The 15,382-nt window shown below is 71.0% G+C and carries 16 protein-coding genes; 4 read left to right on the top strand and 12 right to left on the bottom strand.

Annotation, left to right across the window (positions count from 1 at the left end):
- Positions 1-131: 131 nt before the first annotated feature.
- From ACZ49B_RS26230 to ACZ49B_RS26215, 4 genes are all read right to left on the bottom strand, one after another.
- A complete protein-coding gene (locus ACZ49B_RS26230; protein ID WP_468310404.1) occupies positions 132-278 on the bottom strand; it encodes a SapB/AmfS family lanthipeptide in 147 nt (48 codons plus the stop codon).
- Positions 275-2,908 carry a class III lanthionine synthetase LanKC gene (lanKC, locus tag ACZ49B_RS26225; RefSeq protein ID WP_468310401.1) on the bottom strand — a complete coding sequence of 878 codons (2,634 nt, stop codon included), beginning with the start codon at positions 2,906-2,908 and terminating at the stop codon, positions 275-277. Before lanKC ends, ACZ49B_RS26230 begins: the two co-directional genes overlap by 4 nt.
- A 147-nt stretch (positions 2,909-3,055) precedes the next feature.
- Positions 3,056-3,514, bottom strand: coding sequence for a VanZ family protein (locus ACZ49B_RS26220; protein ID WP_468310398.1), 459 nt, complete (start codon positions 3,512-3,514; stop codon positions 3,056-3,058).
- A gap of 209 nt (positions 3,515-3,723) precedes the next feature.
- Positions 3,724-4,578 (bottom strand): alpha/beta hydrolase, encoded by an 855-nt coding sequence (locus ACZ49B_RS26215; RefSeq protein WP_468310395.1) that lies wholly within the window; start codon positions 4,576-4,578, stop codon positions 3,724-3,726.
- A gap of 584 nt (positions 4,579-5,162) precedes the next feature.
- Here ACZ49B_RS26215 and ACZ49B_RS26210 point away from each other — a divergent pair.
- Together ACZ49B_RS26210 and ACZ49B_RS26205 are read left to right on the top strand one after the other, a co-directional pair.
- Positions 5,163-6,377 (top strand): M4 family metallopeptidase, encoded by a 1,215-nt coding sequence (locus tag ACZ49B_RS26210; protein ID WP_468310392.1) that lies wholly within the window; start codon positions 5,163-5,165, stop codon positions 6,375-6,377.
- A 16-nt stretch (positions 6,378-6,393) separates the two neighbouring features.
- The gene (locus tag ACZ49B_RS26205; RefSeq protein ID WP_468310390.1) at positions 6,394-6,699 is read left to right on the top strand and encodes a protealysin inhibitor emfourin; all 306 of its coding nucleotides are present in this window, start codon (positions 6,394-6,396) and stop codon (positions 6,697-6,699) included.
- 24 nt (positions 6,700-6,723) lie between these two features.
- Here the strand turns inward: ACZ49B_RS26205 and ACZ49B_RS26200 are convergent, their stop codons facing one another.
- Entirely contained in the window at positions 6,724-7,368 is a 645-nt protein-coding gene (locus ACZ49B_RS26200) for a PadR family transcriptional regulator (RefSeq protein ID WP_468310387.1), read from the bottom strand.
- Positions 7,369-7,428: 60 nt separating this feature from the next.
- Here ACZ49B_RS26200 and ACZ49B_RS26195 point away from each other — a divergent pair, with 60 nt between their 5' ends.
- Positions 7,429-8,280 (top strand): class I SAM-dependent methyltransferase, encoded by an 852-nt coding sequence (locus ACZ49B_RS26195; protein WP_468310384.1) that lies wholly within the window; start codon positions 7,429-7,431, stop codon positions 8,278-8,280.
- A 123-nt stretch (positions 8,281-8,403) separates the two neighbouring features.
- Here ACZ49B_RS26195 and ACZ49B_RS26190 read toward each other — a convergent pair whose 3' ends face one another.
- The 6 genes from ACZ49B_RS26190 to ACZ49B_RS26165 form a co-directional block, all read right to left on the bottom strand.
- Complete coding sequence (locus ACZ49B_RS26190) at positions 8,404-9,750, bottom strand: lipase family protein (RefSeq protein WP_468310381.1); 1,347 nt, start codon at positions 9,748-9,750, stop codon at positions 8,404-8,406.
- 229 nt (positions 9,751-9,979) lie between these two features.
- Positions 9,980-10,207: a hypothetical protein gene (locus ACZ49B_RS26185; RefSeq protein ID WP_468310378.1), complete on the bottom strand. Its 228-nt coding sequence runs from the start codon at positions 10,205-10,207 to the stop codon at positions 9,980-9,982.
- A 56-nt stretch (positions 10,208-10,263) separates the two neighbouring features.
- The gene (locus ACZ49B_RS26180; RefSeq protein WP_468310376.1) at positions 10,264-10,656 is read right to left on the bottom strand and encodes a hypothetical protein; all 393 of its coding nucleotides are present in this window, start codon (positions 10,654-10,656) and stop codon (positions 10,264-10,266) included.
- Positions 10,657-10,828: 172 nt separating this feature from the next.
- A complete protein-coding gene (locus tag ACZ49B_RS26175; RefSeq protein ID WP_468310373.1) occupies positions 10,829-11,365 on the bottom strand; it encodes a hypothetical protein in 537 nt (178 codons plus the stop codon).
- Positions 11,366-11,527: 162 nt separating this feature from the next.
- Positions 11,528-12,256, bottom strand: coding sequence for a hypothetical protein (locus ACZ49B_RS26170; protein WP_468310371.1), 729 nt, complete (start codon positions 12,254-12,256; stop codon positions 11,528-11,530).
- Positions 12,257-12,412: 156 nt separating this feature from the next.
- Positions 12,413-13,297, bottom strand: a complete 885-nt coding sequence (locus ACZ49B_RS26165) for an aldo/keto reductase (protein WP_468310368.1) — start codon at positions 13,295-13,297, stop codon at positions 12,413-12,415.
- 343 nt (positions 13,298-13,640) lie between these two features.
- Here ACZ49B_RS26165 and ACZ49B_RS26160 point away from each other — a divergent pair, with 343 nt between their 5' ends.
- Entirely contained in the window at positions 13,641-14,222 is a 582-nt protein-coding gene (locus tag ACZ49B_RS26160) for a TetR/AcrR family transcriptional regulator (RefSeq protein WP_468310366.1), read from the top strand.
- A 100-nt stretch (positions 14,223-14,322) separates the two neighbouring features.
- Here the strand turns inward: ACZ49B_RS26160 and ACZ49B_RS26155 are convergent, their stop codons facing one another.
- On the bottom strand, positions 14,323-15,021 hold the full coding sequence (locus ACZ49B_RS26155) for a hypothetical protein (protein ID WP_468310364.1): 699 nt from the start codon (positions 15,019-15,021) through the stop codon (positions 14,323-14,325).
- Between the last annotated feature and the right edge of the window lie 361 nt (positions 15,022-15,382).

Here is a 15,382-nt window from a genome sequence, read left to right as displayed (position 1 = left end):
GGACCACCAACAACCCCCCGCACCGCGCGGCCGCCCGCCGAGGGGGGGGTCCCCGCCGGAGCCCCCCGCGGGCGTGGCAGGCGGGGGGGGGCCGGGGGTGGCCCCCCCCCCTGCCCCCGAGGTGACCTATGTCAGTTACAGGTCGTGATGCTCAGGCTGCTGTCGCCGCAGAGCAGCAGGCTGGCCCGGCTGCCGCCACCACCACCGCCGCCGGTCAGCGCGCCCTCGGTGACCTCTTCCTTGGGGGTCTCCATCGACTGCAGGTCGAGAAGCGTCATGTCAGATTCCTCTTCTGTCGAGTGGTGCGATGGGTCACGGCCCCGGGCGGGGCCGGCTCTGGGGCCGCCGCGGTGTGTCGCAGCGGCGGGAGGAACGGCAGGTGCGCGCGCCCGCCGGGCGCGGCGCTGCCGAGGGCGAGGAGAGCGCCGGCCGTGCCCGTGGCGAGATCCATGGACAGGCGCATCATCTGCTCGCCGGGGAAGGCCAGATGTCCCTGGTACGGCACGGCGTGCCGGGCCAGCGCGTCGATCTGGCGGGCGATGTCGTCGGGGCCCGTGCCCGGGCCCGGCGTGGTGGTCCGGGCCAGGTGGAGGATCATCCCGGCGGCGCCGCGCAGCAGCCCGGGCTGGGCGTAGAAGGTCGCCTGCGCCGCCCGTACGATCTCGCGCCGGGCCTGTTCGAACCGCTCGTCGGGCGCGTGCTCCAGCCAGTCGTCGAGGACCATGCCGATCCCGACGCTGCCCTCGCCGAGGTACGGCATCGTGCGCCAGCCCTCGTTCACCTGGAGGGTGCCGTACGCGCTGGTGACGCAGCGGTCGAGGTCGCGGTGGAGCGCCCGGGCCGACTGGAGCAGCAGTTCCTTGTCTCCGGTGCGTTCGTACAGCCGCAGGAAGAGCAGGGCCGGGCCGGTGTTCCCGTACATCAGTCCGGCGCGGGCGGGCCGCTGCTCGGGACGGGCGAGCAGTTCGGCGCAGCGCAGGGCCGCGGTGTGCAGCTCGCTCTCGCCGCTCGCGGTGCCGAGCGCGTCCAGGGCCAGGCCGATGCCGGCGAGTCCGCTGTGCAGGTCGGGGCCCGCGCTCTGCCAGGGCTGGTGCAGCAGCCGCTCGGTGAGGGCGAGGGCGCGGTCCGCGTGTCCGAGGCGGTGCAGCGTCCAGGCCGTGCCGGCGAGGCCGTCGTAGAAGCCGAGCGCAGTACCGGAGCCCGGTTCCACGGTCCGCTCCAGCAGCCATTCCTCGGCTTCGGGCCAGGGTCCGGCGCCGGTCTCGGCGAGGGCGTGGAGCACTCCGGCGATCCCGTAGCCGAAGCCGATGCCTCCGCCGGCGGTCGCGAACTGGGCGATGTCACCCGGCACGAAGCGGTCCTCGCGGTCCGGGGTGGCGCTCGCGCGTATCGCCGCAGTCATCGAGGCCCGGGCGGCCGGCCAGTCCCCGGGCTCGACGGGCAGGTACGGGCCGGGCGGCGCGGGCAGGCGGCCGCCCGGTGCACCCTGCGGGGCGCCGGACAGGATCTCCTCGACGGCCTCGTCGAGGAACTGCCGCGGTACGGGGAACTGCGCGGCGGCGACGGCGGCCAGATGGGCGGCCTTGGCCCGGTCCAGGACGAGCAGGCTGGTCAGCGGGAGGAACAGGGCGAGCCGCAGACAGGCGAGGGCGTAGCGGTCGACGGAGAACCCGCGCCGCTCGGCGGGGGCGACGAAGGCGGGGTTGGCCACGGTCTGCCGCAGTCCCTCGTCGACGTGCGCGGCGGCCTCGAAGTCCAGCAGGGCGACGGACGGTTCGCCGCTCTCGTCCTCCGCCACCATGATGTTGAAGAGGTGGAGGTCGTTGAAGACCACGCCGCGTGCGTGCACGGCTTCGACGGCCTCGGTGACGCGGCGGTGGATCGTCAGGGCCCACTCGGTGTACGAGGCGAGCTCCGCCGGGTCGGGGTCCGCCTCGATCAGCGGGTGGCGGCGGGCGAAGTAGGTGTTGAGCGGTTTGCCGGCGAGGTGTTGCAACACCAGGAAGTGGTGGTCGCCGACCGTGAACGTGCCCCGTACCGCGGGCACGCAGTCCAGGCCCGACAGCCTTTCCAGTGCGGCCTGTTCACGGTGGAGCCGGGTCACGGCGTCGGCGCCGTCGGCGGCGAGCCCGGCGTACGGGCGGGCCTCCTTGAGGACCACGGACTCGCCGGTGCGGCTGTCCTTGCCGACGTAGACCCCGCCGCCGTTGGAGAAGTGCAGCGCCCGCTCCACCGTGAAGGGGATGTCGGTGAGGGTGGTCGCGGAGCGCGCCGCGAGGTGCGGCTCCAGGAAGGCGGGCAGTTCGAGCCACTCGGGCGGCTGGAACACCGGTCCGCGCCGGTCCGGTACGAGCCGCCCGTCGGGGGTCTCGATCGCCGGGACCAGCTCGCCGTGCTCGTCGTAGCAGTGCCGCAGGGTGAAACTGCCGTAGCGCAGGTGGACCGGGCCGGCGCCCCAGCGCAGATCGCTGAGGATGTACGGGCCGGCCGCCCCGGCGAGCGCGGCGTCGAGGTCCTGCGCGATCCGGCGGCACTGCTGTTCGTCGGCCGGGTACACGGTGATGAACTTGCCGCTCGCCGCGCGGTCGGCGTACTTGGCGTTGCGCAGGTGCAGCAGGTACCGGCTCGGTATGAACTTGAAGGCGATGCGTCGGGCAGTGCAGTACTCGTACACCGTCGTCAGCAGCGATTCGGCGTTGTCGAGCGTGGCCGAGACGTGGATCTTCCAGCCCTGTGCGGGCAGTTCGGCGTCGGCGGGGCGCAGGGCGAGCCAGTCGCCGCTCCGGTGCGAGCGCCACCCCGACGGGACGGGGGCGAGCGCGGCCGGGTAGCTCTCACCGGCGCGCCGGTACGGCGCGTCGTAGAACCAGCGGTCGGCGTCGCAGTAGGCGGCGTACCCCTTGTTCACACCTGCTCCCTCGGTCGGCGGCAGAACCGACCGTGTCACGCCCGGCGGATACGGCGACAGTCACGCCTGTCACCGACGGGGTGTGCAGTACTCACGAGTCACGAGTCACGAGTCGGGTGCCAGGTGCCACGGGTCAGCTGTCACGGGTCAGGCGTCACGGGCGTCCGCGGCCTTTCGGGTCCACCAGTGCCGGCGGCGCGGGTGGACGGCCCGCCCGAGCCGGCGGCCGATCAGCAGGTACCCGAGGAGCGCGCCGGCCGTGTTGAGGATGACGTCGTCGATGTCGAAGACACGTCCCGTGACCAGGGCTCCCTGCACGAGCTCCACCAGCGTCATCAGGCAGACCGTCACGGCGCCGACCCGCAGCAGCCCCCGTGCCGGGGGCAGCAGGACGGGCAGGAGCACACCGAACGGCAGGCCGAGCAGCAGGTTGCCGCCCAGCTGGCGCACCGCCTCGATCGTCGACGTCCCGTCCAGGTAGGCGCTGATCGAACGGCCGGGCCGGACGTTGCTGTGCACGAGGGCCGCCGAGGCGGCGGACGGTTCCAGCGTCAGTCGGGCCAGGACCACGCCGAACAGGACGGTCCCTGCGAAGGCGGTCACCATGGCCGACGCCCGGACCGCCGGATGGGCCGGGCGCCGTCGTTTCCTCCGGGCGGCCGGCGCGGCCCGTTCCGCCCGCTTCCCTGTACTCCGCTGTACGTACCTCCATGTCATACGGGCGCGTCTACCCTGCGGGCCGCCCGGCACGCGAGCACCGCACGCGCTCGCCGCGGCCGGCTGAGGCGAGCCGCCTGGCGGTCTTGTTGCCCCGGCTATCCCGCCAGTGCTGCGAGTTCACCCAGGACTCGGGCCGCCCGTGCCGGGTCGACCAGCCACTTCAGGTGGCTGCCCGCAAGGGTGCGGACGTCGTACGGGTTGTCCGGCGTCAGCGCGTTGCCCTCGCGGATCAGCCGGTCCTGTATGGCGAGCGGCAGGCTCGTGTCGTCGGCCAGGCGGACGTAGGTCTTCGGGATGCGGCCCCAGGTCTCGGCCTGTGCCCGGTCGGTGGAGGTGCCGACGTCCAGGTTCTCGTCGGGCTGGAAGGTGTTCAGGAAGGTCAGGAACTCCTCGTCGGTGCCGTCGGCGAGGAAGGCCGCCTTGAAGGCCGCGAGGGCGTCCGGATTCGCGGTGCGGAAGTTGACGCGGAGCAGGCCGAGTTCGGCCGGGTTCCCGGCCAGGGCGAGGCTCAGGGAAGCGGCTTCGACCGTGGCCATCTCCGGCTCGGCGTAGTAGTCGCTGACGTCGAGATCGACAGGGCACCAGGCCGAGACGTAGACGATGCGGTCGATCAGGTCCGGCCGTGCGTTGGCTGCGGCGGTGGCCGTGACCCCGCCGCGGCTGTGGGAGACCAGGATCACCGGCCCGTTCTGCTTGGCCCTTTCGAGGATCCCGATCAGGTGCGCGGCATTGTCGGCGAGCGTGACGCCCTCGATCGAGCCGGGTGCCGTGGCGAGCTGTTCGGGGTCTTGTGGCGCCTGGTAGGCGCGTGTGTAGGTCGCCTGGAAACCATGACCCGGCAGATCGACCGCGACCGAACGGTGCCCCAGGAGGCCGAGTTCGGCCTGGAGCGGCGCGAATGAGAAGGAGTTCGAAAAGGCTCCGTGAACCAGGACGAACGTCGGATGCATCTGTCCACTCGCTTTCTTCGGTGCCAAAAGCCTAATGATCACCAAGCTTCAGCCAATGATCAAGGTTCGATGACACGGGACAGCGCGCACGCCGCACATCGCATGGCTGGTGGGCTGCGGTCGGCAGGCCCCGCTGGTGCACCGGGAGTGCGCGGGAGCGGCCGCGCCGCGACCAGGCCTTCGCCTGCGGCGGCGACCGGACGCCGACCCGCAAGTCCTTGCCGATCAAGGCATTCTCGAGCGAACCGCTCCGCGGCCTGGAGCCGTACCCCCGCGAGAAGCTCCTGGCGTCCGGCGGTCGCCCGGGGTGGATCTCCACGCGCTTTCGTTGCGTTTGCCCGTCGCCGCGGACGGCAGGAGACTGGTGATATCAGCGTGGCCCCGCCGCTGGAATCCGGGCTGCTTGGCGCCGAACGCTTCTCCCGCTGCTGTCACATCAGCGGGCCCCTGCCGTTTCCACATCAGCGGGCCCCTGCCGTTTCCTCGGCCCTTCCATGGCCGGGAATGCGCACAGCGATCTGAGAACGTCCAAACATCAACTGATGAATTGTCAACCGTTGGCTCTCTCGCCCAGGAGGTGCTCCATGAGCAGGACCCGCCCAGTCAACTGCATCATTCCCCCGTACATTCTCGACAAGCTCCTGGAGAGCGAAGACCGGGAGGTGCGCCAGGCCGCCTTGGACACCCTGCTGACCACTGCGCGCCTGCGGGGCGAGCGGGCGGTCCGGGCGTCCCTCTCCGGCTTGGCCGCCACCGCCGGTGACGGCCGGCGCACCATCTTCGACTGCGAGCAGGGGGTATCCCTCCCCAACGCCGTCCTGGCCAGGTCTGAAGACGGACCGCAGTCCGAGGACCCGGCCCTCAACCAGGCGTTCGACGGACTCGGCCTGACGCGTGATTTCTACAAGGAGGTGTTCCAGCGCAATTCGATCGATGACCGGGGGATGCGGCTGGACGGATACGTCCACTTCGACGTGCAGTTCAACAACGCGTTCTGGGACGGACGTCAGATGGTCTTCGGCGACGGGGACGGCAAGGAGTTCAGCAACCTCACGGGCTCGCTGGACGTGATCGCCCACGAGCTGACGCACGGCGTCACCGAGAACACCTCTGAATTCGAGTACCACAATCAGTCCGGGGCCCTGAACGAGTCGATGTCGGACGTCTTCGGGTCGCTGGTCAAGCAATGGTCGCTGAAGCAGAGGGCCGAGGATGCGGACTGGCTGATCGGGGCTGACGTGTGGACCCCGGGGATCGGCGGCGACGCCCTGCGATCGATGAAGGCGCCGGGGCATGCCTACAACCATCCCCAGTTCGGAAAGGACCCCCAGCCCGACCGTATGAGCAAATTCGTCCACCTGCCCGACACCCCCAGAGGGGACAACGGCGGGGTGCACTACAACTCCGGCATTCCGAACAAGGCGTTCTACCTGGCTGCCGTGGGCATCGGCGGATTCGCATGGGAGGCCGCCGGGACCGTCTGGTACGAATCCCTCAAAGCCTCCAGCAGGGACGCCACTTTCCAGGATTTCGCGGACACCACCTTCCACAAGGCCGGGGAGCTCTTCGGCACCGGAAGCCCCGAGCAGTCGGCCGTGCTGGCGGCGTGGCAGGGAGTGGAGATCCAGATCAGCGGGGTCCCGGCGGGGCTCACCCGGGCACGCAGCTTGCCGGTCAACGGGAACGGCGGCCTGAGCCGGGAGGACGGCCTGGCGGCCCTGTCCAGGCAGATCGGGGAACTGAACTCCAAGGTGACCGGACTGGCGAAGGAAATGGCCGCACTGAAGGGGGCCAAGTGACCACCGGCCGCGCGCGATGAAGGTGACTCTGGAGTCATACGGCGGGCTGGCGGCGGCGGTCCGCCGCCGACCCGAGGTGCTGGACACGGCGGCCTTGCCCGAGAACGCCGCAGCGGAGCTGACCCAGCTGGTGGAGGCGGCCGTCGCGATGCCCGCTCAGGACCGGGCCGACCGTGCCAGGGACGCGATGACCTACACGATCACGGTGGAGGACGACGGCCATCCGACGGTCCTCGAGCAGTCGGACGCCGCCATGTCCCCGGCGTTCGCGACCTTGCTCACCTGGCTCAAGAAACGCCTCGCGCAGCAGGACCGGTCCTAGTCGGTGTTTTTGGAGCGGCCGTCCTCAGCCGGGCGCGTCGGCCTCGCTCCACGCGGCGCGCCGGACCGTCTCCGCCAGCTCGTCCCGGTCGGCGACCGGGGCGCCGGGCTCGTCGGGCCACTGTCCGACGGTCGCGGCCGCCCACTCGGCCCAATCGGCGACCAGCCGGTAGTAGTCCGTGAGGAACCGGCCGACGAGCAGGGTCTGCGCGGCCCGCCGGGGGAAGGGCCCCTCGCCCGCGGCGTAGGCATGGGCTGCGGCCAGGTTGTCCCGGTTGCGTTCGACCGCCCAGGCCCGGGCAGCAGCCAAGGTGGCCTGCGTATCGGACGCCGTCCCGAACTCGGCGAAGAAGACCTTCAGGAGCTGTTCCGACTCCAGGACGGGGCCGGCGCCGGGCTCGTGGAGCCACGCGGCGAGCGCATCGCGGCCCTCGGGAGTGATGGCGTACACGGTGCGCGGCCGTCGGCCCACGGACCCCCGGTCGGCCCGGGCCAGACCGTGCCTGACCAGCTTCTTGGGCTCGTCGTAGATCTTGCTCTGCGCCCTGGGCCAGATCCGGCCGAGGCTGCGGTCCATCTGGCGGGCGAGTTCGTACGTGCTCCACGGACGCACCGCCAGCAGCCCGAGGACCGCGTAGGAGGTCGTGGTGAGCGCGGCTTCCCTTGACATCGCCACTCCTCGGATTTATACCGGAATAGTCCCTTTGGGAGTATAAGGCGGGTGGTCAAGATGACCCGAACGCTGCAGGTGGCACCCTCGAACGCCGAACAGGCCCGGGCCTGGGACGGCGATGAGGGCACCTACTGGGCCGAGCACGCCGACCGGTTCGACCGCGCGATTCACGGCTACCGGGCACGCTTCCTCGAAGCCGCGGCGATCGGTCCGGCCCACCACGTGCTCGACATCGGGTGCGGCACGGGCGAGATCACCTGCGAAGCCGCCCGCAGAGCCACGGCGGGCCGCGTGCTCGGCGTGGACCTGTCGGCGGCGATGCTGCGAGTGGCCCGGCGGCGGGCAGCGGCCGAAGGACTCGCGCACGCCGAGTTCGAGCAGGCCGACGCCCAGATCCACCCGTTCCCGGCCGAGGAGTTCGACCTCGCGGTCAGCCGTACCGGGACCATGTTCTTCGCCGACCACGCCGCCGCGTTCCGCAACATCGCCCGGGCCCTGCGGCCGGGCGGCCGCACGGTGCAGCTCGTCTGGCAGCCGGCACCGCGCAACGCATGGTTCCTGGCCCTCACAACGGCCATGGCGGCGGGCCGGGATCTGCCCGCGCCACCGCCGGGCGCCCCCGGGCCGTTCTCCCTGTCCGACCCCGACCGGGTACGCCGTCTGCTCACCGGCGCCGGGTTCGCCGAAGCCGCCTTCGAACCGCTCACCGCGCCCATGTACTTCGGAGCCGACGCCGATGACGCGTACCGCTTCGTCAGCGGCATGCTCGGCTGGATGCTGACCGACCTCGACGACACCGGCCGCACGCGCGCCCTTGCCGACCTGCACACGACCCTCCGTGCGCACGGGACACCGGACGGCGTGTTCTTCCCCTCGGCCGCATGGCTGATCACCGCGAGGCGCCCCTGAACGCGCCGTCCGGCCGCTGCCCCACCCCGCGGGCCCCGCACCTCCGGCCCGGAGCCTCTGTGCAGAGTGGAGCCGCAGTACAGGCCCGCGCTCGGCGGAGCTGCACTGCCGCCGGCCGACCGGTCACGGCGTGACGGTGGGCTTCTCCGGCTCGAGCGAGTTGCCCGCAGGGATCCTGCCGCAACTGGTGGGGGCGGTCCTGCCCGCGAAGCGGTCGTCCAGCCAGGCCATCGCGCGCGGCGCCCAGTACGGCATGGCTCCGACGTGGCTGAGCAGGTCGTACTGCTCATACTTGATCGAGCTGTTGCCGGTGGCGCAGTACTGCCGGGCCAGCGTGCGCACGTCCCCGGCGACCATGACGCCGTCACCCGTGCCGGTGCCCGGCGGCCTGTTGAACGTCCCCTCGAGCCAGCCCGCGTTCCCCTGCCCCATGAACCCCGGGACGGTCGGGGTGGCGGCCTGGCCCAGATTGATCTTGTTGACCGCTGCGACGAAGGCCGGAATGGAGTTGGGGTCCTTGTATTCCGGTTTCGCCATGTCCTTCCACGTCATCCCCGGGTGGTGGGCCAGCGCATCGAGGATCGAGCCGTGTTCGAGCTCGTTGACGACCGCGAGGCCCTTGGCGCTCAGGTAGGGGGTGAGGTCGATGTCGTACGAGCGTGAGACGCCTATGAGGGCCATCGGGATCACCCCGTTCCACGCCAGCGCGCCGTCGACGTACCTGAGGTTGTGCGCAGGGGCGACGAGCAGCCCGCCCTCGGCGAAGCCGACCAGCTGCTTGTTCACTTCGGGCGCGTACGCGGGGGCCAGGACCGACGTCCAGTTGGTGGCGATGGCCCCGCCGGAGTAGCCGAACAGACCGAACCTCGTGCCGGAATGCAGACCCGTCTCCTCGGTGCGGACGGCGGCGCGGATCGAGTCCAGCGTGTTCGTTCCGTACTCCGGGCCGGCCGCGAAGTCGGCGTTCTGGCCCTCGGTGTCCGGGATGACCACGTCGTAGCCCTTGAGCAGCAGCGGCGCCAGGATGAGGGATTCGCCGTTGGCGATGGCGCCGCCGAGCGAGACGTCACCGGCGATGGCCCGGGAGGGGCCGTCCTCCGGGCTGAGGGAGTCGTAGAACGACTGGTACGACACCGCCTTGCTGCCGTCACCGTACTGACTGCGGACCACGGTGGTCACGTTGGCCGAGGGCCTGCCCTGGGCGTCGGTCGTGCGGTAGAGCAGTTGGATTGCCTTCAATGGCGTCGGTATGCCGAAGACGTGGTAGTTCAGCGTGCGCCTCTTCAGAACGTCGCCCGGCTGGTACGCGGACAGCGGCTTGCTGCCGTCGTAGCGGTAGAACGGGTCGGACGCCGTGGTCGTCGCCCCCCGTGCAACCGCGGTGGGTGCGGCCGTCGCCGTCGGCGCCGCGCCGACGACGACGCCCGTCACGATGGCGGTGGACAACAGAGCAGAGGTTCTCCGGTTCATTACTCCCCCGTACGTCGAGCCCGCAGGCTTTACCTGGCGGTAACTTACTGGAGGTAACGCCGTGACACATAGACGCGGCGCCAGGGTTTTCCGTGAGGCTCCGAGCACGTGACCCGCACCTCGCCGACACGGCCCCTACACCGGCCGCAAGGCGACAACTCCCCTGGTACCTGCGTCAGCAGAGCCGGTCCGGGGAGGGGAATCGGGTGATCTGCTCAACGCCCAGGGGCTAGATCTCCAGGCCGGCCACGTAGCCGTCGGCCGCGAAGGCCATTACTCCGCCGACGAGTTGGCCGTCAGCTCCGAGCACCGTGGCATCGACGACCGGATTGTCGGTGACGGGCGCGCGAGGAAGCGCTCCCCTGTCCAGGTCGAAGTCGACGCTGGGGCAGGAGCACGCACAGCGGCCGGTGACCCGCAGGTAGGGGATCTGCGCCCGCAGAGCACGGTGGGCCAATTCATCCCCATCGAGCACGAGCGGCCGACCCCGCGTTCCCTGCCAGGGAGACGCCGTCATTCCCCTCCGCCGCGGCCGTCGCGTGTCATGCGGGTGACCAGGACGGAGAGGGCAGAAGTCGCCGCGAAGGTGGCCGCCATGACCATGGCCACGCCGATGGCGAAGAGACCGCTGGAGTCGTCCGACCAGTCGCAGTACGAGGCGACGGTCAGACCGACCGTGGTGCCGAGGACGGCGCTCGCCGCGTGGCCCCGGACGGCCGCCCAGGCCACCGGGGCCGCCAGGCTCAGCACCAGCCCCACCACCTGCCACGCCTCGTACGGGCCCGTCACCGAGCCGTCGGAGTGCACGTCGCGGTGCTGGTCCCAGCCCAGCCAGGCGGCCCATGCGGCGACAGAGACGAGAAACAGGAGCAGACCCAGGGCGGGATTCAGGAGCTTCCGATGCATGGCCCTAGCATCCCGGCCGGCTCCGAAGGCGGGCAGAGCGCAGGTACTCATCTCTTCTTGAGTAGCCGCGAGACCTGCCGTCGGATCCGGTGACCCGCCGATGCCGGTGACCGGCGCCGTACGCCGGGTCTGACCCCGCACGCCGCCCGGGCCGACCAGAGGAAGCGGTGTGTCAGGAGACGCTCTTGGTCGCGCTGGAGACGACGCACTCCTTGTACTCGCTTCCGTCGCCCTTGCCGGTGTACGGCGTTGTGGCCTCGGCCTGCTGGGATCCGCCGGCCTTGACCGTCAGGTTGGTGACCCTGGCCGTGGCGGCGAGGGCGTTCGACCCGGGCGCGCCTTGGAACTTCATGGTGATGTTGTAGGTGTAGCCCAACGAGCCGGTGTTGGTGACGGTGAGCCGGGCGACGAGGTTCTTGCCCGAGTCGTCCAGGCGGCACTTGTCGATCTTGATGTCGCGCTCGGCCTTGTTGGCGCTGCTCGAACCGCCCGTGACGGAGGGGGTGCCGGACGAGGTGCCGCTGCTGCTGTCGCTGCCGCCCGTGGTGCCGCCGGTGGTACCGCTGCTGGAGCCGCCCGAGCTGCTGGAGTGCGAGGAGCTGGAGCCGTGGCCGCCCCCGCAGCTGGCGCCGTGGGAGCCACGGGCTCCCGTGAGCGCGACGACGGCGACACCGAAGACGGCTATTGCCCGGACATGACGAAGCTTCACATTCAATCCCGTTGCAAAGAGTGATGAGCAAGTAGGGCACCTTGGCAGGCGCACGTCACCTTAATACCGTCTTTATGTCGCCTGGTCGCGCCCCTCCGGACGGGCCCACCTGATCGTGACACGATCACGACATACTGATCACACCGGACGTCTGCGCGCACCTCAGGAGGCAGCGGCCGCGTAGTGGTCGACGTACGCCTGGAGGTGGGGAGCGAGCGGGCCATCGGCCCCGGTGGAGTTCATCTGCATCCACAGCTCGTTCTCCACGACGAAGCGGTACGCGAACTCCTCGAACGTGTCGGCGCACCTCATCAGCGAGGAGGCCACCGCGACCCGGACCTCCTCCGCCGGTTCCCCGTTCGCCCACCAGCCGGCGGACTCCAGCTCCACGGGCGAGCAGACCACGAACGCCTCACCGGAGGGCCGCAGGTACAGGTACCAGATGACGCAGTCCTGCTGGTCCCGCAAGAACCGTACGAGACGGGCACCCTCCTCGGCCGGGCTGCGCAGTGGACTCGAAAGGTGGCTCCAGCAGGCCGTCACCGAGACCTCGTCGAAGGCACTGCAGACGCGCTCACTGCCGTAGAAGGCGGCGAAGTCGGCGGGGAGTGCCAGCCCGATCGCCGCCAGATCCCGCTCCACGGCCGCCAGATGCTCACCGTGCTCCGAACGCGGACCGTCGGCCCCGCCCAGCCAGCCGAACCTGCCGTCGAGTTGCGCGGCGTTCAGGGGCGGCAGCGTGTCCAGGGGGTACACCTCGTAGGTGGACGCGCACGACCGGAAACGCCCCAGGTCCGTGGCGCACCAGCCGGTGGGGAACCCGACGGGCGTAACGTCGGCTGCAGGAGCGGACGTGGATGCGGATGCGGATGCAGAAGTGGATGCGGACATGGAAGGCCCCTCAGGATGCGGCTGGTTCAGCGGTACGTCTCATCCTCCCGCCCACCACTGACAACGCCCTTCGCCATCTTCCTGGCCTGGCCACGGATGCTGAGGCTCCCGCCCACTCGCCTCCGGCGCCATGTCGCCTCGGACCTCCGTCGCCTCTCAGTTCAGTGGTGCGGCCTCCAGTTCTGCCAGTTCCGCCGCCGTGAGCTCGACCTCCGTGGCTTTGGCCGAGTCCTGGATCGAAGCCGGACGGCTGGCTCCCGGCACCGGGATGACCGTCGGGGAGCAGGCCAGCAGCCAGGCCAGAGCGATCTGCTGGGGGCTGATGCCGCGTTCGGCTGCGATGCGGTGGAAGGCAGTGGCCGCGGGCGCCGTGCCGGACGGGCCGTCCAGGGAACTGCGGGAGATACCGCCCAACGGGCTCCAGGGCAGGAAGGCCAAGCCGAGTCGGTTGCTCAGCTCCATCTGCGGCTCGGCGTCGCGCACGGCCGGGGAGTACTGGTTCTGCACGGAGACGAGCGCATCACCGAGGATGGCACGGGCCTCACAGATCTGGCCGGTGGTCACATTGGAGATCCCGGCGGCGCGGATGGTGCCGGCGTCGAGCAGTTCGCGCAGCGCGCCGACCGACTCCGCCCAGGGCACGTCGGGGTCGGGCTTGTGCAGCTGGTACAGGCCGATGGCTTCCACACCCAGGCGCTTTCGCGAGGCTTCGGCGGCGTGCTTGAGATGGGTGGGGGTGCCGGTGACGGTCCAGCTGCCGTCACCGGGGCGGCCCCGGCCCCCCTTGGTGGCGACGAGGACGTCGGAGGTGTCACCGCCGTAGCGGGCCAGGGCGCGGGCGATGAGGAGTTCATTGTGGCCGCGCTCGTCGGCGTGCCAGTGGTAGCTGTCGGCGGTGTCGATGAGCGTGACGCCGGCGTCGAGGGCGGCGTGGACGGTTGCCACGGCTCGTTCCTCGTCCGGGCGGTGCTCGATGGACAGGGGCATGGCACCCAAGCCGATCGCGCTGACCGTTGCACTCCCCAACAGGCGGTACTTCATTGCGTCTGTTCTCCCGTGTCCGTGTAGCCCAGAGTGCCGGGTCAGCGCATGCGGCGGAGGCTTCGGCCACGGCGCCCGGCAGCAAGTCGGCGGTGCGGGAGAAGGCGAAACCCAGACGCCTCGCGCGCGTGGGCCACGGCGGGGTTGCGGTCTCTCCCGGCCGGCCTGGGCGGCGATTGCGAACGGAGATGACGTCGGCACCGGCACCCGTGTCCACGGGTGCCGGCGACGCCCCCGTTAACGCAACGATACGAAACGAAGCGTTGCGTTTCGACCACGATGTCAGCGGCACCGTCGGCTTGTCAACACGAGACGTAGCGTTGTGTTCCGATAGGATCGGGGCGTGCCGCCGCCCGCCTACCGCAACGAAGAGTCCCGCCAGGCCATCGTCCAAGCCGCACTCCACCTCTGCGCCGAACGAGGCTTCGCGGCAACCACCATCGAGGGGATCGCGACGCGGGCCGGCGTCGGCAAGACCACGATCTACCGCTGGTGGCCGTCCAAGGCCGCCATCCTCATCGAGGGCATCGAGACCGCACGCGACGCCGCCGCCGGTTTCCCCGACACCGGTGACGTCCTGGCCGACCTGGTCACCCAGACCGCCAACGTGATGCAGCTCTTCGACACCGAGTTCGGCGCGATCTGGCGCGGTCTGATCGCCGCCGCCCAGACCGAGGAGGCCGCGGCCGAGGGGATCACCCGCATCCTGCGGGTCTCCATCGACGCATGCGTCGCCCGCCTCGCCAAAGCCCGCGACGCCGGACAGATCCGCGCCGATCTGGACCTCGAACTGGCGGTGGAACTCATCTACGGACCGATCTACCACACCTGGCTCCTGCGCACCCGCCCCGTCCCCAAGGGGTACATGGAGACCGTCCTGGCCGCCCTCATGCCCGCCCTCGCACCCCGCCCCGACCACGCCTGAGCCACCCGGCGGGACGGCCGGCCCGCCGCCGAGCGGTGTCCGCCCGGGGCCCAGTCGGCGCGCTCGGGCCGGCGCCGACCATCGTGGCGGCATGACCGGATCAGCCGGCGACGACCAGCGCGCGGACAGGGCCGCCGATCCGTAGCCAGGCCGCGCCGTTCCGCTCCCAGACCGCCGAGCGGTCCTTGTCCAGGAGGTAGAGGCGCTCCCCGCGTGCGCCGAACGCCGTTCCGGCGTCTCCGACCCGGCTCCAGGCGCCCGCACGGTAGCGCCACAGGCCGCTGTCTCCCCCGTTGGCGGCGTACAGCTCCGAGGGGCTCGCGTACAGGGCGGCCGCCGCACCGCCGACCGGGCTCCACACGCCGGCTTCACCACTCCACCGGAACACCGCGCTCCGCTCGGGGTTGAGTCCGTACAGATGCCGGTCGGTCACGACGAAGTCGGCGCCCGCGGCCCCCGCGTACGACCAGGCTTCGCCCTTCCCTCCGTACGCGAAGATCCTGCCGTCCACCGGGTCGGTGGCGAACAGTCCCGCTCCCCCGCCGTAGAGACGTCCCGCCGGCCCGCCGACCCGAGTCCACGTGGCGTGCGGCCGGTCCCACCGGTGCACGGCGCTGCGGTCCTGGGTCAGCCGGTACAGGTCCGGGCCGCTGATCGCGAAACCCGCCGCCCCGCTGCTGACGGTGTGCCAGCGGCCGGGGACTCCGCTGTAGCCGCGCAAGTCACCGGTCACCGGATCGGTGGCGAAGACCCCGGCCGCGCCGGCGTAGAGCTCTGCCGCGGGACCGCCGATCCTCATCCATTCGGTGGCGTTGCCGCTCCACTGCAGAACAGCCGAACCGTCCTCCGCTATCGCGTAGACGCCGCTGCCGGTCGCGGCCGGTACGTCGACGGGTCCGCCGGCGGCGGTCGGCGCCGCGTCCGGGACACGGGGGCTCGGCGCCCCCGGGGAGGGGGACGAGGTCGGTGGCGACGTGGCGGTGCCCGCGGAGGGGGTGGGCCGTGGCGGCGCGGGTGGGGGGGGAGGGGAGGAGAGCAGGGGGGGGGGAACGGAGGAGAAGGGCAGGGGGACGGGGGGGGGGGGGGGTAAGGGGTGCGGGGTCGTTTTCGGGAGCGGTGCGAAGCAGACACGACTGACCAGGAGCACGTCGGGCAGGTCC

The organism is Streptomyces sp. NPDC031132 (assembly GCF_055570595.1).
This window is presented reverse-complemented; position numbering and strand designations above follow the sequence as displayed.

What these genes read in the sequence shown, in the direction of transcription:
- ACZ49B_RS26155 (WP_468310364.1), bottom strand. Translation starts at nt 15,021, where the DNA reads ATGAGGATCGGCGGTCCCGCGGCAGAGCTCTACGCCGGCGCGGCCGGG.
- ACZ49B_RS26205 (WP_468310390.1), top strand. Translation starts at nt 6,394, where the DNA reads ATGAAGGTGACTCTGGAGTCATACGGCGGGCTGGCGGCGGCGGTCCGC.
- ACZ49B_RS26220 (WP_468310398.1), bottom strand. Translation starts at nt 3,514, where the DNA reads ATGGTGACCGCCTTCGCAGGGACCGTCCTGTTCGGCGTGGTCCTGGCC.
- ACZ49B_RS26200 (WP_468310387.1), bottom strand. Translation starts at nt 7,368, where the DNA reads ATGTCAAGGGAAGCCGCGCTCACCACGACCTCCTACGCGGTCCTCGGG.
- ACZ49B_RS26195 (WP_468310384.1), top strand. Translation starts at nt 7,429, where the DNA reads ATGACCCGAACGCTGCAGGTGGCACCCTCGAACGCCGAACAGGCCCGG.
- ACZ49B_RS26180 (WP_468310376.1), bottom strand. Translation starts at nt 10,656, where the DNA reads ATGCATCGGAAGCTCCTGAATCCCGCCCTGGGTCTGCTCCTGTTTCTC.
- ACZ49B_RS26215 (WP_468310395.1), bottom strand. Translation starts at nt 4,578, where the DNA reads ATGCATCCGACGTTCGTCCTGGTTCACGGAGCCTTTTCGAACTCCTTC.
- ACZ49B_RS26210 (WP_468310392.1), top strand. Translation starts at nt 5,163, where the DNA reads ATGAGCAGGACCCGCCCAGTCAACTGCATCATTCCCCCGTACATTCTC.
- ACZ49B_RS26190 (WP_468310381.1), bottom strand. Translation starts at nt 9,750, where the DNA reads ATGAACCGGAGAACCTCTGCTCTGTTGTCCACCGCCATCGTGACGGGC.
- ACZ49B_RS26165 (WP_468310368.1), bottom strand. Translation starts at nt 13,297, where the DNA reads ATGAAGTACCGCCTGTTGGGGAGTGCAACGGTCAGCGCGATCGGCTTG.
- ACZ49B_RS26230 (WP_468310404.1), bottom strand. Translation starts at nt 278, where the DNA reads ATGACGCTTCTCGACCTGCAGTCGATGGAGACCCCCAAGGAAGAGGTC.
- ACZ49B_RS26170 (WP_468310371.1), bottom strand. Translation starts at nt 12,256, where the DNA reads ATGTCCGCATCCACTTCTGCATCCGCATCCGCATCCACGTCCGCTCCT.